15 protein-coding genes and 1 pseudogene are annotated in these 23,037 nt (G+C 70.5%); 8 read left to right on the top strand and 8 right to left on the bottom strand.

What is annotated here, in order from left to right; all coding sequences use genetic code 11:
* Positions 1–88: 88 nt before the first annotated feature.
* The gene (locus tag STRIP9103_RS38600; protein ID WP_009336379.1) at positions 89–1,648 is read right to left on the bottom strand and encodes an ABC transporter substrate-binding protein; all 1,560 of its coding nucleotides are present in this window, start codon (positions 1,646–1,648) and stop codon (positions 89–91) included.
* A gap of 485 nt (positions 1,649–2,133) precedes the next feature.
* Positions 2,134–3,114, bottom strand: coding sequence for a LacI family DNA-binding transcriptional regulator (locus STRIP9103_RS38595; RefSeq protein ID WP_009336390.1), 981 nt, complete (start codon positions 3,112–3,114; stop codon positions 2,134–2,136).
* A gap of 272 nt (positions 3,115–3,386) precedes the next feature.
* Between STRIP9103_RS38595 and STRIP9103_RS38590 the strand changes: the two genes are divergently transcribed.
* On the top strand, positions 3,387–4,160 hold the full coding sequence (locus STRIP9103_RS38590) for an alpha/beta hydrolase (protein ID WP_009336385.1): 774 nt from the start codon (positions 3,387–3,389) through the stop codon (positions 4,158–4,160).
* On the top strand, positions 4,160–6,793 hold the full coding sequence (locus STRIP9103_RS38585; RefSeq protein WP_048821746.1) for an alpha-L-rhamnosidase: 2,634 nt from the start codon (positions 4,160–4,162) through the stop codon (positions 6,791–6,793). The genes STRIP9103_RS38590 and STRIP9103_RS38585 overlap by 1 nt, the downstream gene beginning before the upstream one ends.
* A 112-nt stretch (positions 6,794–6,905) precedes the next feature.
* Here STRIP9103_RS38585 and STRIP9103_RS38580 read toward each other — a convergent pair whose 3' ends face one another.
* The 3 genes from STRIP9103_RS38580 to STRIP9103_RS38570 all read right to left on the bottom strand — a co-directional run bounded on the left by STRIP9103_RS38580 (position 6,906) and on the right by STRIP9103_RS38570 (position 10,398).
* Entirely contained in the window at positions 6,906–8,408 is a 1,503-nt protein-coding gene (locus STRIP9103_RS38580; RefSeq protein WP_181800130.1) for a glycoside hydrolase family 43 protein, read from the bottom strand.
* 81 nt (positions 8,409–8,489) lie between these two features.
* Entirely contained in the window at positions 8,490–9,107 is a 618-nt protein-coding gene (locus STRIP9103_RS38575; RefSeq protein ID WP_009336395.1) for a hypothetical protein, read from the bottom strand.
* A 226-nt stretch (positions 9,108–9,333) separates the two neighbouring features.
* Positions 9,334–10,398, bottom strand: coding sequence for a LacI family DNA-binding transcriptional regulator (locus STRIP9103_RS38570; protein ID WP_199790611.1), 1,065 nt, complete (start codon positions 10,396–10,398; stop codon positions 9,334–9,336).
* 470 nt (positions 10,399–10,868) lie between these two features.
* Between STRIP9103_RS38570 and STRIP9103_RS38565 the strand changes: the two genes are divergently transcribed.
* The 5 genes and pseudogenes from STRIP9103_RS38565 to STRIP9103_RS48660 all read left to right on the top strand — a co-directional run.
* A complete protein-coding gene (locus STRIP9103_RS38565; RefSeq protein WP_009336417.1) occupies positions 10,869–12,179 on the top strand; it encodes an ABC transporter substrate-binding protein in 1,311 nt (436 codons plus the stop codon).
* On the top strand, positions 12,176–13,150 hold the full coding sequence (locus STRIP9103_RS38560) for a carbohydrate ABC transporter permease (protein WP_009336413.1): 975 nt from the start codon (positions 12,176–12,178) through the stop codon (positions 13,148–13,150). The genes STRIP9103_RS38565 and STRIP9103_RS38560 overlap by 4 nt, the downstream gene beginning before the upstream one ends.
* On the top strand, positions 13,147–14,028 hold the full coding sequence (locus STRIP9103_RS38555) for a carbohydrate ABC transporter permease (RefSeq protein ID WP_009299416.1): 882 nt from the start codon (positions 13,147–13,149) through the stop codon (positions 14,026–14,028). Before STRIP9103_RS38560 ends, STRIP9103_RS38555 begins: the two co-directional genes overlap by 4 nt.
* A 44-nt stretch (positions 14,029–14,072) precedes the next feature.
* The gene (locus STRIP9103_RS38550; RefSeq protein WP_009336381.1) at positions 14,073–16,091 is read left to right on the top strand and encodes a beta-galactosidase; all 2,019 of its coding nucleotides are present in this window, start codon (positions 14,073–14,075) and stop codon (positions 16,089–16,091) included.
* A 177-nt stretch (positions 16,092–16,268) separates the two neighbouring features.
* Positions 16,269–16,724: pseudogene (locus tag STRIP9103_RS48660) on the top strand (molybdopterin cofactor-binding domain-containing protein); the annotation flags it as partial.
* Between the two features lie 75 nt (positions 16,725–16,799).
* On the opposite strand, the gene STRIP9103_RS38545 reads toward STRIP9103_RS48660, so the two are convergent.
* Positions 16,800–19,937, bottom strand: a complete 3,138-nt coding sequence (locus tag STRIP9103_RS38545) for an AfsR/SARP family transcriptional regulator (RefSeq protein WP_048821743.1) — start codon at positions 19,935–19,937, stop codon at positions 16,800–16,802.
* Positions 19,938–20,134: 197 nt separating this feature from the next.
* Here STRIP9103_RS38545 and STRIP9103_RS38540 point away from each other — a divergent pair, with 197 nt between their 5' ends.
* Positions 20,135–21,319: a serine hydrolase domain-containing protein gene (locus STRIP9103_RS38540; protein WP_048821742.1), complete on the top strand. Its 1,185-nt coding sequence runs from the start codon at positions 20,135–20,137 to the stop codon at positions 21,317–21,319.
* A gap of 139 nt (positions 21,320–21,458) precedes the next feature.
* On the opposite strand, the gene STRIP9103_RS38535 is transcribed toward STRIP9103_RS38540, so the two are convergent.
* The gene (locus tag STRIP9103_RS38535) at positions 21,459–22,490 is read right to left on the bottom strand and encodes a hypothetical protein (RefSeq protein ID WP_009336423.1); all 1,032 of its coding nucleotides are present in this window, start codon (positions 22,488–22,490) and stop codon (positions 21,459–21,461) included.
* On the bottom strand, positions 22,474–23,004 hold the full coding sequence (locus tag STRIP9103_RS38530; protein WP_048821741.1) for a sigma-70 family RNA polymerase sigma factor: 531 nt from the start codon (positions 23,002–23,004) through the stop codon (positions 22,474–22,476). The genes STRIP9103_RS38535 and STRIP9103_RS38530 overlap by 17 nt, the downstream gene beginning before the upstream one ends.
* Positions 23,005–23,037 lie beyond the last annotated feature (33 nt).

The following is a 23,037-nucleotide window of genomic DNA, read 5'->3' as shown; positions in this document are numbered from 1 at the left end:
CCAGGAGCGAGGTGATCGCCGAGACGGCCACCAGGAGCGGGACGGACAGCGCCAGCCTGCGGAGAATGATGGGAAACATCTGTCCTCGTCAGCGAGAGGTCCAGGTGATGTTCGGTGTCAGCTGGGCGGTGCCCACCCCGAACTTCACGCCGCGCAGCTTGGTGTTGTACATGGCGATCGTGTCGGTCGCGGACACCGGCAGCGCGAGCGCCTTGCGCACGATCACATCGGTGAGATCCTTCGCCGCAGCGCCCCCGGCCTGGGGGTCCGACTTGGCGAGCCGGGCGAACGCGGCATCGAAGTCCTTGTCGCCCACGGCGAAGATGTTCATGATGCCCGTCTTGGTGAACGCTCCCTGTTGCACGTAGAAGTTCTCACCGCCACCCATGCCGGGTGAGAGTACGGTTGCCGCGTACTTCTTCGACAGCAGGTCGTTGATCCAGCCACCGAAGTTGGCGGCGCCCTTCAGCTTCAGGGTCACACCCACCTTGGCGAGCTGGTCCTGCACGGCCTGGAGCATCTTGGTCGTCGAGGGGTCGAACGAGCCGTAGTTCACCGGGATGGTCAGCTTTGTGTGTCCCGCCGCCTTCAGCAGCTGCTTGGCCTTGGCGGGGTCGTAGGGGTACATCTTCTCGGCTTCGGGGCTGTAGCCGTCGTAGCCGGGCATCGCCGGCTGCGAGAGCGGTTTGCCGTAGTCGCCGTAGACCGCCTTGGTGACCGCGGCTCGGTCGATGGCGAAGTTCAGGGCCTGCCGGACCCGCACATCGCGCAGTCCCTTGACGACGGTGCCTTCGCGGTCCAGCAGGAACAGGCCGGCCCAGGTGGTGGGGGCCTTGATCGTGGTGAGCGACTTGTTGCCCGCGATGGTCGGCGCCACGTCCGGGGTGCCGTACATGAGGTCGAGCTGCCCGGACTTCAGGGCCTGCGCCTGCGAGTTGACGTTCGGCATCACCCGGACGGTGATCCACTTGAAGTGGATGGCGGACTGGTCGTAGAAGTTCTTGTTCGGTACGTAGACATAGTGGTCGCCGGAGACCGACTGCTGGGCGCTGAGGACGTACGGCCCGGCGCCGAAGGTCGTGGAGGCCAGCTTCTTCGGGTTCTTCAGCCCCGCCGGGCTGATGATCGCGCCGCCCATGAACGCGGGCGTGAACAGCGCGCCCATGTCGGGGTTCGGCGTCGGGCTGCTGACCACCACGGTCGAACTGTCCGGCGCCGAGAAGGTCAGGGGGCGGTAGTAGGCGCCGCCGGGTCCGCTGCCCTTCCGGAAGTACTTGATCGAGTTGACGACGTCGGTGGCGGTGATCGGCGTGCCGTCGGCGAACTTCGCTCCCTTGCGCAGGCTGAGCTGGAACTTGGTGTTCCCGCTGCCCACATATCCCCACTTGTCGGCCAGCCCGGCTCCCAGGGTGCCGTCGGCCTTGCGGTTCAGCAGCGAGGCGTAGGCCGGGTCCATGTAGTTCAGGAAGGGCCCCACGGCGACCTGGGCGGGGTCCAGGCTGTTGGGTGCCGAGTTCAGAGCGATGGTGAGGTTCGCCGGGCCGGCACTGCCGTTGCCGCCGGTGTTGCTGTTCGCGGCGCTGCAGGCGGTGAGTGCGAGCGCTGCGACAACGCCGATCGAGGCCTGGAGGACGGTCCTTCTCTTCATTGAGATCTCCGTGGTGTCGGGGAGGACTTGGAGGGTGTCGTGGTTCGCGAGGGCGCCACCGACGTGAATGGTTCGGATGGCGGGCTGCGAGCCCGCGGATCGCAGGAGACCCGGGTGGGACTGCGTGAGCGGGGCGGCCGGAGGTGGAGCCGGACTCGCACGTCTGGCCGGGAATGACGGGTGAGGGCGGCGCGGGTCGACGGCATCCGCCGGGGTCATGCCTGTTCCGGGCGTTTGCCGTGGAGCAGGGCCGGACTGGTCGGAAGCACGTTCGGTCTCGTCGCCCCCATCACTGGTTGCTTCGAGTAGCTTTCACGTTTCGCTTAAACGTTTAAGCCAGTGCCGGGTAACGTAACCGTGTCGCGGTCATTGCGCAAGGGATTCGCGGCAAGTGGCCGCGAGGACTGCTCGAACAGGGCGGCGACCAGCGCGGATGCGACCGGACCACGGCATCCAGGGGCCCGCCGCCGCGGCGGTGGAGCCGGTCAGGCGGACACCCGCACATGAACCCGGAGCGGGGCCTCGACGGGATCGGCGGGGACCGGCTTCCGGTCGAGGGCGTCGACGATACGACGGGCGAGGCCCCGCGCGATGGCGTCGGTGTCGCGGACGATCGTGGTGAGCGGCGAATGCGCCAGCGCCGCGCCGAGGGTGTCGTCGACACCGATCACGGCCAGGTCCTGCGGGGCCCGCAGCCCCAGGGACCGCAGAGCGGCCAGCACGGACATGGCGACATCGTCGTTGAACGCGCAGACGCCCGTCACCGGCGGACCGGCGGCGAGCCATCCCTTCACCGCTTCCACGGCGCCGCCCGGGTCGACGGGGACGACGCGAACGTCCGGCTCCGGAAGGCCGCGTTCGGCACAGACCTTGCGGACGCCGTCCAATCGCGGCCCGGCCAGGACCTCGAGTCCCGCCAGGTCCGGGTAGGCGTAGCCGAGTCGGCGGTGCGATTCGACGAGGTAGCCGGCCTGAGCCGCTCCGATCGGCTCCTCCGACACGAGAGGGGGCCGACGCCGACCCCGTACCGAGCCGTGCACCGCCATGACGACCTCGACGCCTGCCGCCCGCATGGCGCCGGCCTCGGACTCGGGGAACTCGCCGAGCGCCAGCACCGCCGCGGGCGTCAGGGCCTTCCAGACCTCCCGCAGGGGCCGGGCGGGGCGGGCCGACGAGTGCACGAGAAAGGTGAGTTCGTGCTCGGCGAAGGCGTTGGTCAGCTGTTGGACAAGCCGTCCGAAGACATGCTCGATCGGCCAGTCCGGCAGCAGGCCGAGCACGATGTCCGAGCGTCCCGTCCGCAGGGCTCGCGCCGCGGCGGAGGGGGCGTAGCCGAGCCGGGCGGCTGCCTCCCACACCCGCCGGCGCGTGGCCTCGGGGATCTTCTGATGAGGGGTCTCGTTGAGGACGTAGCTCACCGTCGCACGGGAGACCCCGGCCTCTCGCGCCACATCCCCGCTGGTCACCCGTCTACGGTCGGATGTTCCGGTCATACACCCCGCCCTTCTGACAGACCACTTGTCAAAGCCCGTGGCTGCGGATAACTTGCTGCGCAGTCTACCTACACGTTTAAGTGGCGCGATTAAGTCATCTCGGAGGGATTCCTTCGCCCCCGCGCGCCGCTCGGAAGACGGCGGTGCCGCCCACCCACACCCGGCCCCGAAGCCATCCCCATCAGCCGCGTCCACGAGATCTTCCGCGCTCCTCCTCCCTCCGAAGTCACCGGAAAGGCACCCCTGTGATCCGCCATCACGACTTCTCCCACAACGGCCTGACGCTCCGCTCCACGGTGCACATCCCCGAGGGCCCGGCCGGAACCCGGTGGCCGACCACGGTGTTCGTCCACGGCTTCACCTCCAATCGGCTCGAACTGCCCAACTTCGTCGGCATGTCCCGGCTGCTGGCGGCGGACGGAATCGCCTCGGTCCGCTTCGACCTCTCGGGCCACGGCGAGAGCGACGGCGACTTCTTCGACGTGACCATCACCGGTGAGATCGCCGAGACCCGCGCGGTACTGGGGGCCGTCCGGGCGTTCGACTTCGTCGACCCCGACCGCATCGGCCTGGTCGGCATGAGCATGGGTGGCGTCGTCGCCGGCATCGTGGCCGCCGAGGAGCCCGGGATCAGCGCGCTGTGCCTGTGGTCCCCGGCGGCGGTCGCCCCCTTCGAGATCGGCAGCGGCTACCTCAAGGGCCGCAGTCTCGCGGCGCAGATCGAGGAGAAGGGGTACTTCGACGCCGACGGGCACCGGATGAGCCCCGCGCTCGTCGAGGACATCGCCGGTCTCGACGTCTACGGGCGGTCGAGCGGGTACTCGGGCCCGGTCCACATCCTGCACGGCGACAAGGACGAGATCGCTCCCCTCAAGTACGTGCGGCGCTATCTGGACCACTACGAAGGCAACGCCGAACTCCAGATCGTCGAGGGCGCGGACCACGCCTGGGGGACCGTCCCGCACCGTACCGAGCTGCATCAGTCGACCCTGCGATTCCTGCGGAGGCACCTCCAGTGATGACCACGCCGAGCTCCGAGACACTCCGCGCCACGGACACCACGATGGCGGTCACTGGACTGTGCACCGCGGACGACTCCGGCCTCGTGGCCACCCGGAGTCCCGCGCCCCGTCTGTCGTGGTCTCTGGTGAGCGACCGGGCCGGTGTCCTGCAGCACGCCTACGAGATCCAGGTCTCGGCCGACGGGTCCTTCGGCGACGCCACCTCCAGCGGAGAGGTCGACTCCGACGTGGTGGTCGATCACCCGTGGCCGGCCGAACCGCTGCGCAGCCGCGAGGTCCGTCACTGGCGCGTCCGGGTCCGCACCGACCTCGGCTGGACGGGATGGAGCGAGCCCGCCCGGGTGGAGGCCGCGCTGCTGGCCGAGCGGGACTGGACGGCCCGCCCCGTCCATCTGCCCAGTGACCGGGGACGTACCGCCCCGGGGCCGGTGCCGCTCCTCCGCCGGGAGTTCGACCTCCCGGCGGAGCCGGTCTCCGCCCGGCTGTACGTGACCTCGCTGGGCGTCCACCGCACCGCGATCAACGGCCGACCCGTCGGCGACGAGCTACTGGAACCGGGCTGGACCAGCTACCCCAACCGTCTCCTCTACGCCACCTACGACGTCACCGACCTGCTCGTGCCCGGCCCGAACGCCCTGTCCGCCGCCGTCGGCGACGGCTGGTACCGCGGCCACCTCACCTGGCACAAGAACCGCGATGTCTACGGCGACACCTTGGCGCTGCTCGCGCAGCTCGAAGTCACCCTGGCCGAGGGCACGACCGTCACGGTCGCCACCGACGACAACTGGCGCGGCGGCCATGGCGCCCTGCTGGCGGCGGACCTGTACGACGGCTGCGAACTCGATCTCCGCCAGGAGCCGCACGGCTGGCGGCTGCCGGGCTTCGACGACCGCGACTGGGAGCAGGCCGCCGCACTCCCCCTGCCCGCCGGGCTGACCCAGCGGGCCCACCCACCCGTACGCGTCGTCCAGGTCATCCAGCCCGGGCAGCGGACACTGCCCGACGGCACGATCGCCGTCGACGCGGGCGAGAACATCACCGGCTGGCTGCGGCTGCGCGCCGATGGCCCGGCAGGAAGCACGGTCACCGTCCGGCATGCCGAAGTGCTCGACGGCGACGGCCGCCTGCTGACCAGCATCCTGCGCGGCGCACGCGCCACCGACCAGTACACCCTGTCCGGTGGCACGGCCGAACTGGAGCCGGAATTCACCTTCCACGGCTTCCGGTACGCCGAGATCAGCGCCTCCCCCGACGTCACCGTCGAGGCGGTCGAGGTCCACGTCGTGGCCAGCGACCTGCGCCGCATCGGCGAGTTCCGCTGCTCCGACGAACGTGTCAACACCCTGTACGCCAACGTCGTCCGCTCCCAGCGCGGCAACTTCCTCGCCGTACCGACCGACTGCCCCCAACGCGACGAACGGCTCGGCTGGACCGGAGACCTCATGGCCTTCGCCCCGACCGCGTGCGCCACGTTCGACAGCCGCTCCTTCCTCGACAGTTGGCTCACCGACCTCGCCATCGAGCAACTACCGGACGGCGCGGTCCCGTTGGTGATTCCCCGCGTGGACCTCGGCGAGTTGCCGACCGACCTGCCGTTCGCCGGCTCCGCCGCGGGCTGGGGCGACGCCGCCACCGTCGTACCGGCCGCCCTCTTCGACGCCTACGGCCACCACAGCCTGCTCGACCGCCACTACACGGCGATGCGCGCCTGGGTCGAGTTCACCGCCGACCGTCTGGACGAGGACGGCACCTGGAGCGGCAACGCGCAACTCGGCGACTGGCTCGACCCGGCCGCACCCCCGGAGGACCCGGCGCGCGCCACCACCGACTCCGCGTACGTCGCCACCGCCTTCGTCGCCCACAGCGCCCGTCTGCTCGCCGACGCCGCCCGTGAACTGGGCCACGCCGACGACGCCGCGCGGTACACGGCCCTGCATCGGCGCACCGCCGAGGCCGCCTGGCGCAAGTGGGGCGACCACGCCCGTACCACCCAGACCGGATGCGCGCTCGCGCTGGAATTCGGCATCGCACCCGCCGCCGAGCGCGCCGCCGTGGGCGAAGCACTCGCCGCCCTGGTGCGCGCCAACGGCGGGCGCATCGCCACCGGCTTCCTCGGCACCCCCTTCGTGCTGCCCGCCCTCGCCGGCACCGGCCACATGGCCGAGGCGTACCAGCTCCTCCTCAACCCCGAGTGCCCGGGCTGGCTCTACCAGGTCGCTCGCGGCGCCACCACCATGTGGGAGCGGTGGGACGCCATACGCCCCGACGGCACCATCGACGTCGAGAAGGCCGGCACGATGCTGTCGTTCAACCACTACGCCTACGGTGCCGTCGCCGCCTCGCTCTACCGGTCCGTCGCCGGACTGCGACCCACAGCTCCCGGCTACCGCACCCTTGAGGTCGCCCCCCGACCGGGGGGCGACCTCACCTCGGCCGACGCCTCGATCGCCACTCCCTACGGCACGGCATCCGTCGCCTGGTCGATCAGCGACACCACCCTGACGGTGAACGTCTCACTGCCGCCCGGCACCACCGGACGGTTCAGCCCACCCGAGGGCTGGACCTGCACCACCGCGGTCGGCCGACTCGGATCCGGAGAGCATCACCTGCTCCTGCGCTCCGGCTCGTAGCCCCGCACTGCTCTCGGGCCATGGCTTCGCGTCCACCAGGCCCGACTGCCCCCACAGACGCGGCCCGCTGTGACCTGACACCACAGCGGGCCGCTTGTACGGTTGTCGCGGCTCAGCCTTCCGTCGGCTCGTAGTCGAACCAGTCGAAGTGCACGGACCCCGCAGAGGCGAACATTCCGATGACCCGGCCGGTGAAGCCGCCCGCGACCTCCGTGGAGAGGTATCGCCCCTCCAGCGATGTGAGCTCGACGAACGTGCCGTCCGGTTCCTCCACGCCGAACGTGAGGACGTCGGGTCCGGTGCGGGCGTCGTTCACGGTCTGGACGGCGGCCACCTCGACGCGGAGAACCACGGGCCCGGCAGGGATCGGCCGGGACGCCACGACCGAGTCCAGCGGGCCGATACGGGCGCGTACACGCAACTCGCCGGAGGCCGCCTCGATGTCGTAGTGGTGCTGCTCGTCGAGGCGGACGGCCAGGCCACCGCTTCCTTCCGCCGGGTCGATCAGCGTACGTACCCGGCAGGACAGGTGCTGCTGCCGCCGGCCGACGAAGGTCACGTCGGTGTCGTCGAGTGATCCGCCGCGGGCGCGCAGGGTCAGCCAGCCAGGCCGTTCCTTCGTGGTGCAGTCCTCCGGGGGGCGGTGGCGCAGCGAGACCCAGCGCGGGGCCAGTTCGCTGAGGTCGAAGTCGTCCCGGCCCGGCTCGACCGCGCCGGGCCGCAGCGGCCACGGTGGCGCCGGCATCACGGTCGACAGCTCGCCGACCACCGGCCAGCCGTCGACCCAGTCGACCGGCACCAGGAACGTCTCCCGGCCGAGTACATGCCAGCCGGGAGTGCCGCCGCCCGGCCGTACGCCGAGCAGCACCATCCACCATGAGCCGTCGGGCCCCTCGACCAGGTCGGCGTGGCCGGTGTTCTGGATGGGGTGGTCGGTGCCCCGGTGGGTCAGGATCGGGTTGGCCGGGCAGGGCTCGAACGGGCCGTTCGGCGTGCGGCTGCGGGCGATCGAGACACCGTGGCACCGCTCGGTGCCCCCCTCGGCGATGAGCAGGTACCAGTAGTCGCCGATCCGGTACAGGTGCGGTGCCTCCGGGGCCTTGGCGTCGGGGGAGCCGGACCACAGGTGGCTCGGCGGGCCGAACGTCTCCCCGGTGCTGGGGTCGATACGGACCTGTCCGACTCCGGCGACGGTGCACCAGCAGGTGCCGTCCTCGTCCCAGGCGAGGTCCGGGTCGATGCCGGGCACGCCGGGCAGCCGGACCGGATCGGACCAGGGGCCGGCCGGGTCGGTGGCCGTGAACAGCACATTGCCGTCGCTGCTCACGTTTGTGACGATCAGCCAGAAACGGCCGTCGTGGTGGCGCAGTGTGGGCGCGTAGATCCCGCCCGAGGACGGTGAGTCCAGCGGCAGGCGCAGTTGGCTCGGCCGGTCGAGCGCGTTGCCTATCTGGGTCCAGTGCACCAGGTCCCGGCTGTGGAAGATGGGCACGCCGGGGAAGTATTCGAAGCTGGAGCATGCGAGGTAGTAGTCCTCGCCCGCCCGGCAGATGCTCGGATCCGGGTAGAACCCGGGGATCACGGGGTTGTTGATGGTGGCGCCCGTCTCAGGCATGCTCGACACCCTTATCTGGTCCTTTCACTGGTTCACCACGCTGTGGTGGACATGTCGCCGGAAAGCCCGAGGGCTCCCGGTTCAGCGGGCCGGGCGGAGTTGCACGACCACGATCGAGTAGGCGGGCACGGTCTGGCGGGTCGCGCTGCCCGTCGTGGCGGACCCGATCGAGGTGGCGTTCTTACGGTACGAGTACACCATCTGGGTGGCCGAGGACGGGGTGAACCCGCTGTACGAGGGGCGGCAGCGCGGTCTGGTCGAGGTTCCACCGCTGGCAGGCGCAGCCGGTGCTGCGGTGGGCAGTTCGAACAGTTCGGGCTGCCAGCGCATGCCCCAGCCGTTCTGGGTGTCGGCGATGTCGGAGATCTTCGTCCAGGAGGTGCCGTTGTCGGTGCTGCGGTAGATGGGGAAGACCGGGATGCCGTTGGTGTACTGCTCGAAGGTGGCGAGGAGGGTGCCGTTGGCCGAGCCGTTGTACCGCAGGCGCAGCCCCCGCGCGTAGAGCGAGCCGGGCGCGGGCGCGTCGGACGGCGGGGTGTACAGGGTCTGGGCGGTACGGGAGATGGCGTCCGCCCTGCCCGCGGCGGGCAGGACCAGCGACGCCGCCGCGACGACCAGGGCGAGCAGCAGGAACAGGAGGTTGGCGGGACGGGGACGCGGAGCGGCGCCGGGTCCGGCGCCTGGCTGTGCGGGGGACATGTGCGGCTCTGATCAACGGGGATGGAGAGGTGTTTCGATGCCCGCCGATCCCCGGGACCAGTTGGGTCGGGGAAACGGCGGAGTCCGAGAGGCACGTCGGCCGGGCCCGAAGGGGCTGGTGACGTCGACGTGCGGTCCGGCCGGATCCCGCATGTGGGCGGCCGGTGGGTGACGGGCGAGGTGCTCAGGTGTGCGGGCGTACGCCCGGGGCGGTTCCGACCGGTGCTCAGGTGGTGCGGAGCAGCGGTCGGCTCCGGGGGGACGGTGGGGGCGCGGTCGAGCCGCGGACGACGAGTTCGACCGGTGGGTCGCTCGCCTGCGGCAGGTCGGTGTCGGGTTTCTCGATGACGTGCACGAGAAGCCGGATGCCTTCCCGCGCGGCGGCCTCGAAGGGCTGGCGCACGGTGGTCAGGGGAGGGGAGACGTAGGCGAAGACCGGGTTGCCGTCGAAGCCGACGACACTGATGTCCTCCGGCACGCGACGCCCCGCCTCACGCAGGGCATGGATGAGACCGATCGCCATCTCATCGCCCGCCGCGAACACCGCGGTCACGGAACCGTCCGAGGCCAGCGCTCGGCCCACGGCATGGCCGGAGGCTGCCGACCAGTCACCGTCGAGCAGCGGCGGCTCGTACGCACCCCGCGCCGCGAGCGCCGCCTGCCATCCCTCGATGCGGTCCTTGGTCGCGTACCACTTCCGCGGGCCGGCGAGATGATGGACGGTCCGGTGTCCCAGGTCCAGCAGGTGTTCGGTGGCCGCCCGCGCCAGTTCACGGGCGCCCACGCCCACGGTCAGCGTCCGGGTGGCGGTGAAGGCGGGGGGTGCTCCGAGGAAGAGGACCGGCACGTCGACACGGAGCGGGACTTCCCCCTTCACGATGGGCTCGGAGACGACCACACCGTCCACGCCCTGTTCGAGGAGTGACTCCACGGCACCCGCGATGCCTTCCGGGTCGCCGTCCGGTGTGTTGACCACGCGCAGCGCGTAACCGGCATCCCGTACCGCCTGTTCGATGTGCACGAGCAGTGAGGCGGTTCCGTACCCCGCGGTTCCCAGGGCGACGACACCGATGGAGCGCGTGCGCCCGGAGGCCAACGCCCTGGCCGCCTGGTTCAGCCGATAGCCGAGTTCCTCAGCGGCCGCGAGAACCTTTGTGCGGGCCTCCTCCGAGACGTACGGCTCGTTGTTGAGGACCCGGGAGACCGTCTTGCGTGACACCCCGGCCAGCCGCGCGACGTCCGCACTGCGCGGCACAGGGGAACCGCCACCTCGCCCCACTCCTGGTGTCATGAAGTCTCCCCATGGTCGTGCCACTGCATCCGTCGAGGTCAACGATATGACCACGCGGTCTGATCGCGCGGTCATGTCTACGCAGCCGACGGGCGCGCGTCAAGGGTTCTCACCGCTCCACTTCGGTTCGACACCAGGCGGCGAAGGTCGTCACGACTGCGTCGAGGTACGGGGCATCGAATACATCACCGCTGGTCAGAGGCCGAATGACCGAGCGGCTCCGCTTGCCCGGACGGGCCGGTGAGCCGGGTCGAGCAAGGCGAGCACTCCCCTGCCCCAGTTCCCGCCCTTGCAGGTCGTCGACCACAGAGCCTTGACAGTGACCCCATGCGACGTTCACTCTTCCTGGCATTCGCCGATCGCGTTTGTGCGATCACGTTTGATTATGGTCGCTTGGCGACAGCTTCCTCGCCACACCCCTTCGGGCCGACGTGCCAAGCCTGGTTACGACCGCCCTGTCAGGAGCCGCAATGCACCTTTCCTCCCTCGGTCAGTCCATGCCTGGCACCAGCCGCCGCACCCTGCTGCGTGGCCTCGGCGGTGCCGCCGTCCTCGGCGCGGGGATCCCCCTGCTCTCCGCCTGCGGCGGCAGCGGCACGGCCGCCGACCCCAAGACCGTCACCCTCGGCTCCAACGCGTCCGACGCGGTCCCGAAGAAGGCGTTCGCCGAGATCTACGCGGCCTTCACGAAGAAGACCGGCATCAAGGTCGACGTGAACACCAAGGACCACAACACGTTCCAGGAGCAGATCAACACCTACCTCCAGGGCACGCCGGACGACGTGTTCAACTGGTTCGCCGGCTACCGCATGCAGTTCTTCGCGGCGAAGGGTCTGGCCACGCCGATCGACGACGTGTGGAAGACCATCGGGGGCAACTTCCCCGAGGCGATGCACAAGCTCAGCAAGGGCGAGGACGGCAAGTACTACTTCGTGCCACTGACCACGTACCCGTGGGCGCTCTTCTACCGGAAGAGCGTCTTCCAGCAGCACGGTTATGAAGTCCCCACCACGTGGGACGACTTCGTGGCGCTGTGCAAGCAGATGAAGAAGGACGGGCTCGTCCCGATCGCGTTCGGCGACAAGGACGCCTGGCCGGCGCTCGGCACCTTCGACCAGATCAACTTCCGCACCAACGGCTACGACTTCCACGTCGAGCTGATGGCCGGCAAGGCGTCCTGGACCGACGCCAAGGTGAAGGCTGTCTTCGACCACTGGAGCGAGGTCCTGCCCTACCACCAGGAGGGCGCGGTCGGCCGGACCTGGCAGGACGCGGCGCAGACCCTCGTGTCGAAGAAGGCCGGCATGTACCTGCTGGGCACCTTCGTGGGGCAGCAGTTCACCGACAAGGCCGACTTGGACGACCTCGACTTCTTCGCCTTCCCGGAGATCGACCCGGCGTACGGCCAGGACACGGTCGAGGCGCCCACCGACGGCTTCATGCTCAGCAAGTCCCCGAAGAACAAGGATGGCGCCTTCCAGTTGCTGGAGTTCCTGGGCACCCCGGAGGCCGAGGAGCTTTACCTGAAGGCCGACCCGAGCGTGGTGGCCGCCTCCGCCAAGGCCGACACCTCGTCGTACAGCGCCCTGCAGAAGAAGGCGTTCGAGATGATCTCGGGTGCCAAGAGCCTGACGCAGTTCATGGACCGCGACAGCCGTCCGGACTTCACCTCCACGGTGATGCAGCCCGCGCTGCAGAAGTTCATCCGTGATCCGAAGGGGATCGACAGCCTGCTCTCGTCGATCGAGCGCCAGAAGAAGACGATCTTCGCCTCCTCATGACCACCGAGACCAAGACCGAGATCCCGGAGGCGGCCGTCGTACCGCCTCCGGGCCCCGCCTCCCGCAAGAGGCCGCAGGGGCACCAGCGCCTGCTGACCCGCCGTGACCGGCTCACGCTCGGCCTGATGGCCGGGCTGCCGACGATCCTGCATGTGGCCCTTGTCTGGGTCACGGCGCTCGCCTCCATCGCGCTGGCCTTCACCACCTGGGACGGCATCGGCTTCGACTCGATCAAGTGGGTCGGGCTGGACAACTTCAAGGAGCTCTTCAGCAACAACCCGCAGTTCTGGCCGGCCGTCGAGCACAACGTCGTCTGGTTCGTCGTCCTGATCCTGATCCCGACCCCGCTGGGCCTGTTCCTGGCCGTGCAGCTGGACAAGAAGATCCGCTTCAGCCGGGTCTACCAGACGGCGTTCTTCCTGCCCGTGGTGCTGTCCATGGCCGTCATCGGCTTCGTGTGGCAGCTCGTCTACAACCCCGACACCGGCCTGATCAACAGCCTGATCGGCGCCAACGAACCGGGCAAGTACATCGACTGGATCGGCGACCCGGACCTCAATTTGTGGGCGATCCTCATCGCCGCGTCCTGGCGCCACGCCGGCTACATGATGATCCTCTACCTCGCCGGCCTCAAGGGCGTCGACCCCGCACTGCGCGAGGCCTCCGCCCTGGACGGCGCCAACGAGTGGCAGACCTTCAAGAACGTCGTCTTCCCCACCCTGCGCCCGACCAACACCATCGTCCTGGTCGTCACCATCATCGAGTCCCTGCGCGCCTTCGACCTCGTCTTCGTCTTCAACAAGGGCGCCGAAGGCACCGAGCTGCTGTCGATCCTGGTCACCAACAACATCATCGGCGAGTCCAGCCGCATCGGATACGGCTCCGCCATCGCCGTGGTCCTGCTGGTGATCTCCCTCGCCGTGATCATCCCGTACCTGATCGCCACCTTCCGGAAGGAGCGGCGCGCATGAGCACGGCCCTCACGGCCAAACGCACCCCCGTGCGCCCGGCCCGGATCCTGCTGCACCTCTTCCTCGCCGGAGCGGCACTGGCCTGGCTCGCCCCCCTGCTGTGGGCGATGTACGCGGCCCTGCGCCCCTACGCGGAGACCTCCGAGAAGGGCTACGTCTCCTGGCCCGACACGCTGACGTTCGAGAACTTCACGAACGCCTTCACCCAGTCGGACATGACGCACTACTTCGGCAACACGCTCGTCATCGCCGTGCCCGCGGTACTGCTGACCCTGTTCCTGTCGTCGATGGTCGCCTTCTACGTCAGCCGCTTCGACTTCCGCGTCAACCTGTTCCTGCTGCTGGTCTTCACCGCCGGCAACCTGCTCCCCCAGCAGGTCATCATCACCCCGCTGTACCGGCTGTACCTGCTCGTCGACCTGCCCGGCATCACCATGAGCGGCAAGCTGTACGACTCCGCCCTCGGCCTGGTCCTCATCCACGTGGCGTTCCAGTCCGGGTTCTGCGCCTTCGTGCTGAGCAACTACATGAAGATGCTCCCCCACGAGCTGACCGAGGCGGCCCTGGTCGACGGCGCGTCGGTGTGGCGGCTGTACTGGCAGATCACCCTGCCGCTGTGCAAGCCGGCGATGGCGGCCCTGGCGACACTGCTGTCGATCTGGATCTACAACGACTTCTTCTGGGCCCTCGTACTGATCTCCACCGGCGAGAACATGCCGATCACCTCGGCGCTGAACAACCTCTCCGGGCAGTACTTCACCGACCCCAACCTCATCGCCGCCGGCGCCCTGATCACCGCCGTACCCGTCCTGGCCGTGTACTTCCTGCTCCAACGGCAGTTCGTCGGCGGCCTCACCCTCGGCGCCAACAAGGGCTGAACCATCTCTCCCACTCGTTCCCCAGACCTTCCGGAGTACCACCAGTGAGCACCGAACGCCGCCTTCGTCTGCCCGGCATCGCCTACGGCGGCGACTACAACCCCGAGCAGTGGCCCGAGGAGGTGTGGGCCGAGGACATGCGCCTGATGCGCGAGGCCGGGGTGACCATGGTCAGCGTCGGCATCTTCTCCTGGGCCCTGTTGGAGCCCGCCGAGGGCCGCTACGACTTCTCCCGCATGGACCGGTTGCTGGCCCTGCTGCACGAGAACGGCATCGCCGCCGACCTGGCCACCCCGACGGCCTGCCCGCCCGCCTGGTTCTTCCGGGCCCACCCGGAGGCGCTGCCCGTCGACCGCGACGGCCGCACCCTCTCGTACGGCAGCCGCCAGACGTTCTGCCCCTCCAGCCCGGCCTACCGCACAGCGGCGCTGCGCATCGCCGGCGTGCTGGCCGAGCGGTACGCCGACCACCCGGCCGTGGCGATGTGGCACGTCCACAACGAGTACGGCTGCCACAACGCCGCCTGCTACTGCGACACCAGCGCGGCTGCCTTCCGCACCTGGCTGAAGGCGAAGTACGGCAACGACCTGGACGCGCTCAACCACGCCTGGGGCACCACCTTCTGGAGCCAGTGGTACTACGACTGGGAGGAGATCATCCCGCCCCGCGCCACCGGCGCCGACCACAACCCCACCCACCAGCTGGACTGGCGCCGCTTCTGCTCGGACGAACTGCTGTCGCTGTTCACCGCCGAACGCGACGTGCTGCGCCGCGCCGCCCCGGACATCCCCGCCACCACCAACTTCATGGTGGTGCACAACTTCGACAAGCTGGACTACTGGCGCTGGGCCCCCGAGCTGGACATCGTCTCCAACGACCACTACCTCCAGTCGACGGACCCCGAGTCGGAGATCGACATCGCGCTCAGCGGCGACCTGGTGCGTTCGCTGGCGGGCGGGGCGCCGTGGCTGCTGATGGAACACTCCACGGGAGCCGTCAACTGGCAGCCCGTCAACCGGGCCAAGGCGCCCGGCGAGATGCGCCGCAACGCGCTCGCCCACGTCGCGCACGGCGCCGACGGCATCGCCTACTTCCAGTGGCGGGCCGCGAAGGCGGGCGCCGAACAATGGCACTCGGCGATGCTTCCGCACGCCGGCACCGACAGCCAGATCTGGCGGGACGTCGTACGACTCGGCGCGGATCTCAAGGCCCTGGCCGAGGTACGGGGAAGCACGTCGACCGCCCAGGTCGCGGTGGTGTGGGACTGGAACGCGCGCTGGGCCATGGAACTGCCCTCCCAGCCCAGCGGCGAGCTGCGCTTCCTGGACCTCGTACGGGACTGGTACGGGGCCCTGTGGCGCGCCGGTGTGGCCGTGGACTTCGTACGCCCGGACGCGGACCTGTCCGCGTACCGCCTGGTTCTCGCGCCCAGTCTCTATCTCGTCGACGACGCGGGCGCGGCCAACCTCGCGGGCTTCGCGGAGCGCGGCGGCACGTTGGCGGTCGGCTTCCACAGCGGCGCGGTCGACGAGAACTGCCACGTCCGGCTCGGCGGCTACCCGGGTGCCTTCCGGGACGTCCTCGGGGTGTGCGGCGACGAACTCTTCCCGCTGCTGCCCGGCGAGACGCTCCACCTCACCGGGGAGGTCCCCGCGGGTGCCACCGCCACGTTGTGGTCCGAGCGGGTCCGGCTCGCGGGCGCCAAGTCGATCGCCTCGTTCGAGGACGGCCCCCTGACAGGCATACCGGCCGTCACCCGGCACACCCCCGGCGACGGAACCGCCTGGTATCTGGCGACCCGCCCCGACCCCGCCACTCTCGCCGCGCTGCTGGACCGCATCTGCGACGAGGCCGGCGTCCAGCCGGTCCTCGCCACCCCACTGCCCGGCATCGAAGCCGTCCGGCGCGGTGGCGCCGACGCCGACTACCTGTTCCTGATCGACCACAGCGGGAGCGGCGCCGAAGTCCCCGCCGAGGGAGTCGAACTCCTCACCGGCAAGCCCGTCAACGGTTCGGTCACCGTTCCCCCCGGGGGTGTCGCGGTCGTACGCGAGCAGCACTGACCGGCGGCCAGTTCGTCGAAGCGCAAGCCGTACAGCCGGCCGGAACACCACGTTCCGGCCGGCTGTACGGCGTCTCGGCGCGGTGTTCCAGGGGTGCCCTCTTCCGCGCTACTCCGGTTGGGGGAGCAACCGCCGCAGCGAGGACTGCTCCAAGTCGATCAGGATGTCTTCACCCGCACCGGCCACCGGATCGTACGGCTCGACGTGCCGGCACCGATGGCGATGCGCGGACCCGGCGAGACACCGGGCTCGTTCGCGCTGGAGACCGCGCTCGACGAGCTCGCAGAGAAGTGCGGCATCGACCCCATCGAACTGCGCGTCCGCAACGAACCCGAGGTGGGTCCTGTTTCGGGGCTGCCGTTCGCCGGCCGCAACCTGATCGCCTGCTTCCGCGAGAGCGCCCGCAGGTTCGGCTGGGCGCAGCGGGATCCGCGCCCCGGCCCGCGCCGCGAGGGACGCCGGCTGCTCGGCACCGGCACGGCCACCTGTCCCGCCTACGTCATGTCGTCCACAGCGGCTGTCACAGCGGAGGCGGACGGCACCTTCACCGTGCGGATCAACGCGATCGACGTCGGGACGGGGGCGCGTACCGCGATCGTCCTGGTCGCCGCGGACGCGCTGCAGGTGGCCCCCGGACTCGGGGTGCGCGCCTGCCGATCGGGGGCGTCGGTGCGGGCCCCGCCGGGCTCGACGGGCCCGGTGCCCTCGTCAGCTGTCGGCAGTGGTCGTCGCGGTCGCCGTCAGGGTGCGCAGGTCCGTGAGTACCTGTGCGTCCGTGCCGTCCAGGGCGGACAGCGCGCTGTTCCAACGGGTCAGGGCCTCCTGCTCGTTGCCGAGTGCTCTCAGGACGTGGCCGTACTCGTACTCGGCGAGGCCCCGCCCGTAGGAGTCGCCGCGTGCGGTGGTTTCCTCCAGCAACTCGCCGCACGCCTCCCGGGCCGGTGCGAGGCGGCCCAGCTCCCGCAGGGCCTGGGCCCGGCCCAGGCGGGTCTCGCGCTCCGCGTTCCAGTGGGCCGCGCCGGACGCCATGACGCGCAGCGCCTCGTCGAAACGCCGCAGGGCCTGGGCGGGCTCCCCGAGGGCCAGGTGGGTACGGCCCGTGTTGCACAGGGCGACCTGCTCGATCACGGCGCTCCCGGCCTGACGTGCGAGTTCCCGGCTGCGCAGGTGGAACGAGAGGGCCGAGCGCGGGTCGGTGAGTTCGGCGACGTACCCCTGGTGCCCGAGGAGTATCGCTTCCTCGCCGGGGGCGAGGGTGTCGGGACGCAGTGCGAGACACCGTGCCAACGTCGTCCGGGCGTCGGTGTCCCGGCCGAGTTCCCTCAGCAGCGCGGCGCGGTTGCCGAGGTGACGCATCCGGGCCACGTCGTCGCTCAGATGCTCGCTGAGCTCCACGGCTTCGTCCAGGAGGAGCAGCGCCTGGCGGACGCGTCCGACCGAGTAGTGCGCGGAGGCGAGATGGCCCAACGCCCGTCCTTCGGCGGCGGTGTTGCCGCTGGCCCTGGCGAGGGTGATGGCATGACGCGTCAGACGTTCGAGATCCCGTACCCGGCCACGGTCGTGCAGGTAGGGGAACAGGGTGTTGATCAGGTCCAGGGTGCGGGTCGGGCCCAGGCGCCCGTGCCCACCCGAGCCGGCCAGGAAGAGCAGGTTCGCCGCTTCCGTGTCACCCCAGGCGAGTGCCGCCGCCGCGTCGACGAAGGCCGTACCGCCGCCGGGTTGCTCAGGCACCCGCCCTGGGTGTGGCCGCAGGGTCGCGGCGCATCGCGCGAGCCGCCGCTGGTACCAGCGCAGGGACCGTTCGACGGCGTCGGCGTTCTCGGGATGCGCGCCCGGTCGGGCTGCGAGTTCCCGGGCGAAGTCGCGGACCAGGTCGTGCGGGACGTAGCGGCCCCAGCCCGCCTCCTGGAGCAGCGCCACCTCCACCAGGCGGTCCAGGGCCTGCTCTGCGCTCCGTTCGGTGGAGTCCATGGCGGTGGCCATCAGCGGTGCGCCGTACTCGGGCAGGTCCAGCGCACCGATGAGGACGAGGGCCGTGGCGGCGTCACCGTCGCGCGGGTCGCCCGAGCCGAGGAGCGCCTCGTGGGCCGCCATCAGGGAGCGGCGGACGCTGAGGTCCTCCAGTTCGAGATGGTCCAGGCGGTCCTCCTGCCGGGCGAGGCGTTCCGCCAGTTTCTCCACCGGAAGCGTCCTCCGGCTCCTCAGGCGGGCCGCGCAGACCCGCAGCGCGAGAGGGAGGTGGCCGCACAGGGCCACGAGTCGGGCGACCGCTTCGGCGTCGGTCGCGGCCCAGGACCGGCCCGAGGCCCGCTCCAGCAACAGGGCGCTGTCCTGTGGTGAGAGCGGGTCGAGCCGGACATGCGTGGAGGCTCCCAAGGTGGCCAGCGGCTGTCTGCTGGTCAGCAGTACGGCGCAGCCGGCGCCGGCCGGCAGCAGTGGACGTACCTGGCTCACCGAGGCCGCGTCGTCGAGGACGAGCAGCGTGCGGGTGGGGGCGAGTGTGGAGCGCAGCAGGGCGGAGCCGGCTGCCACGTCGGACGGGATCCGCCGGGCGTCCACCCCCAGGCCGTGCAGGAGCACGGCGAGGGCGTCGGCGGGTGCGAGGGGGGCCACGCCGGGTGTGGCTCCGTGCAGGTTGAGATAGAGCTGGCCGTCCGGGAAGGCGTGCCGGAGCTGTTCCGCGATGTGGAGGGCGAGGCCCGTCTTGCCCACGCCCGGCATTCCGCTGATCACGGCGAGCGCGGTACGGCTGCGGTCCGCCTCCAACTCGCAGCGGATCTCGGCGATGTGCTCGGCGCGGCCGACGAACCCACCGGGCGGTGCGGGAAGCTGCGCCAGCCGAGGGGGCGTTGCCGCCGACAGATGCCGCGCCGGCCGAGGGGGCGTACCCGATGACGGGTGCTGCGCCGGCCGCGCGGACGTACCCGTCGACGGGTGCTGCGCCGGCCGCGGAGGCGTACCCGCCGACAGGCGCTGCGCCGGCCGCGGAGGCGTACCCGCTGACAGGCGCTGCGCCGGCCGCGGAGGCTCCCCCGCTGGCAGGGTCCACGGGTCGGCCACCGGGTCGGCGAACGGGGCAGCGGGCGTGGGCGGCTCGCGGTGCCGGACGGCCGCGCTGCGGAGCACCTCTCGGTGGGCCTCCTGGACCGCCGGGCCGGGCTCCACCCCGAGTTCCTCGACCAGGGTCCGGCGCAGGGACCTGAAGAGGGCCAGCGCTTCGGCCTGGCGGTCCGTGCGGCCGAGGACGAGCATCAGCTGGCGGTGCAGCGTCTCCCGGAACGGGTGTTCCTTGACCAGGGAACCCAGTTCGGCGGCGAGCCCGTCGAGGCGGTCGAGGTGCAGCAGAGCCTCGAAGCGGCATTCCAGCGCCTGCAGCCGCTGCTCCTGCAGAAGCGTCACGACGGGATGGCCGGCGAGGGCCGGCACGTCGGCGAACGGTGCGCCGCGCCACAGCGCCAGCGCGGCATCCGCGTCGCGCTCCGCCGCCTCCCAGTCCCCCCGGTTGCGGGCCTCCTGCGCCCGGCGCACCTGCCCCTCGAACACATCGCGGTCCAACTCGCCCTCGTCGACCCGCAGTTGCAGCCCGTGGGTCATGGTGCGCAGCCGTATGCCGTCGGCGTCGCGGAGGCTGCGCCGCAGCCGGGCGACGTGGTTGTGAAGCGAAGCGGTGGCCGTCGGCGGCGGATCCTCGCCCCACAGCGCCGCCCGCACCGTGTCCAGCGGCACGGTGCGGTTCGGCTCCAGCAGCAGGACGGCGAGCAACGCGCGGGGCTTCGGTCCTCCGACGACGACGGTCACACCGTCGTCGTCGACGGTTGTCAGTGATCCCAGTACTGCGAACCTCACCGGCACTCCCCCACGCCGGACGCGGAACAGGAAGCGCCCGACGCCCGACGGCCCACATCGACCGAAGAACATCATCCTCGCTCAGCGCCGGGCCGTGATCAAAGAGCGTCACATCATCGCTGTTGGAGGCCTGTTAGGGGCCCGTTAGGGGCTGTCGGCACGATTCGTGCTCCACAAGCCGAGAGAGGTTGGTGCACATGTCGACACGCCTGATACGGACGACGCTGGTGGGCGTGACAGCGATCGCGGCGGCAGGTACGGCCCTGCTGACAACACCCGCCGCCGCGGCCGACGTCACGGTGGCCGCCGCCGAGACGCGGCAGTCCGGGCACGGCGCCACCCAGGCCGCCATGGACGCGGCCGTCGCCGCGGGCGTGCCGGGAGTCGTCGCCGAAGCACGCGACGCCCACGGGGTGTGGAAGGGCACCTCGGGCGTCGCCGACCTCACCACACAGCAGCCGCGCGGCTACGGCGACCGGTTCCGCGCGGGAAGCGTCACCAAGACGCTGGTGGCGACCGTCCTGCTCCAGCTCCAGGCAGAGGGGAAGATCGACCTCGATGCCACGGTCGACCACTACCTGCCCGGACTCGTACGGGGGAACGGCCACGACGGCACGAAGATCACGGTGCGTCAGCTGATGAATCACACCAGCGGCATCTTCAACTTCACCGAGGACGCCACGTTCGCGAAGAAGGTGCTGGGCATCGAGTTCCTCGAGACCCGTTACGACGACTGGACCCCGCAGCAGGTCATCGCCCTCGCCCTGCAGAACCCTCCCCAGTTCGAGCCCGGCACCTCCTGGAAGTACTCCAACACCAACTACCTCCTGCTCGGGCTGATCATCGAGAAGCTGACCGGCAGGCCCTACGCCGAGGAGATCGAGCGGCGCATCACCGGACCGCTCGCGATGCGCGCCACGTACTTCCCCGGCACCGACCCGCACGTGCCCGCGCCCACCCGGCACTACTCCACCTTCACGGAGGACCCGGGGAAGACCTACGACGTGACCGAGCTCAACCCGTCCTGGGCCTGGGCGGCGGGCGAGATGGTCACCAACTCCTCCGACCTCAACCGCTTCTACACCGCCCTCCTCAGCGGCAGACTGCTGCGCCCGGCCCAACTCCAGCAGATGACGACCACGGTCTCGACCGAGGGCAACCTGCCACGCCAGCGCTACGGCCTGGGCCTCATCGAGTACGAGACGACCTGCGGGGTCAAGGTCTGGGGTCACTCCGGCGGTATCCACGGCTCCTCGACCCAGGCCTTCGGCACCAAGGACGGCCGCCACATGATCACGCTGAACTTCAACGGCGACTGGGTCGGCGGCGGCAAGAACGTCGTCTCGGCCGAGTTCTGCCCGCCCACGACCGCGACCCCGTAGCCGTCGCCCACCACAACTGCGCCCCCCTGGCCACCGCCCACCACGACCGCGCCCCCCGTAGCCACCGCCCATGCCGACCGCTGATCGCACCCCGCCGGTCTTCCGGAACGCGCCGCACGCCGGAGGACAACCGGTGCGGTCAGGGCGGTCCGGGGCACAGCGCTGTGTGGGCGGGGCAGGGGATCCCGGCCGGATCGCAGTCGGCGCACTTCTCGCAGTGCTGCCAGAACGCCTGCATGGCGTGTTGGCGGCGCGCCTCCGCGGCGAGGTCTCCGGCTCCGACGCGTTGTCTGTACCCGAACGCTCCTCCGCTGTCGTTCCACCTCCAGCGTGAGGGCGTGGCCGGCGTTGCGGATGGCTGGTGGGTGAGCGCGGCGGGGCGGGCCGCTGTGGCGCACGAGGACGCGGTGGGGCGGATGTGGGGCTCCGACAGAAGAGTGGTGGTCCGGGGGCGTTGCGGGCGGGCTTCCGTCGGGGGCGATGCGGTCAGCGAGGTGATGCGGTCGGCGAAGTCGGCGTCGGGCAGGGGCAGGTCCAGGTCGTCGTCGACGTAGGAAACGGCCGCGGGTACGTAGTTGAGGACCGCGCCGACCTGCGCCGCCCTGGCGGCCAGGGCGAGGGCCGGCTCACCGGTCTCCTTCAGGCCCCGCAGGACGCGCAGGGTGGCCGCCAAGTCCTGCGGCCCGGCGGCCGATCGGCCACGGTCTCCGACGGCTCCGGCCGCCGCCTGGGTGTGCCACCACTCAGCTTCGGGCTCCTCACCGTGGGCCATGTGGTGCAGGTACAGACAGTAGGTGGCGGCGCTGTCTCCGGCACCGGCGGCGTACTGCCACCAGAACCGTGCGGAGTCCTCCTGCTCGGTGAGCTGCAGGATGCATCCCAGCACCCGCGCCGCGGGGGGCTCCGGCAGCGCGGGGGCCACGAAACGCTTGAGGCTCGCCAGGGCCCCGCTGCTCATGACCGCCGTCTCACACAACGTGCGCAGATCCCGTGCCGCGCCGCCCTGCGGCCCCTCGGGCTCGGTCGCGGGCCGTTCCGCGAGGTGCGGCCCGGCGCGACGGACGGCCGTCCGGGCGGCGATGCGCTCGGCCGCTGCGTTGATCTCCTCCGGGGTGTAGGGCTCGTCGACCAACCGGGCCCGGGCCAGGAGCTGGTCAATGGGCGACGTCATCGGCCTGTCCTTCCTTCGTCAGCCCCAGGATCTCCTGAAGGCGGCGCCGTGCGTATCGGGCGGTGGAGCGAACCGCCGCGGGGGTGATGCCGAGGTGGTCGGCGGCCTCGCGGACGGAGTGTCCGTGGCTGTAGAGCAGTACCACGACGTCCCGCTGCCGCTCGGGCAGAGCCTCGATCGCCTGGAAGAGGTTGATGCTCTCCTCCAGCTGCCCCATGGGGTCGACCGCCTCGCGCAGCGCGGTGGTCTCGAAAGCCGCCGTGTCGACCAGTACCTCACGGCGGCCCCGGGCCCTGGCGACATCGATCGTGCGGTTCTTCATCACCTGCCAGGCGTAGGCCGCCGGGCTCTCCTTCGTCAGGATCTCCGGCCAGGCCAAGAGCAGCTGCTCGAAGGCACGGTCGACCGCCTCCTCGGCATCGGCCTTGTTGTTCAGGTACGTCTTCGCCCAGCTCACGTACGCCGGGCGGTGCATACGGTGGAATGCCTCGAAGTCCAACGGCAGCTCGGTCATCGGCACGGCGCCGGCTGGGTTTCCCGGAACGTC

It is taken from the genome of Streptomyces ipomoeae 91-03 (genome assembly GCF_000317595.1).
Taxonomy (GTDB): Bacteria; Actinomycetota; Actinomycetes; order Streptomycetales; family Streptomycetaceae; genus Streptomyces; species Streptomyces ipomoeae.
The sequence above is the reverse complement of the archived record's forward strand: the minus strand, read 5'-3'. Positions and strand labels throughout refer to the sequence as shown.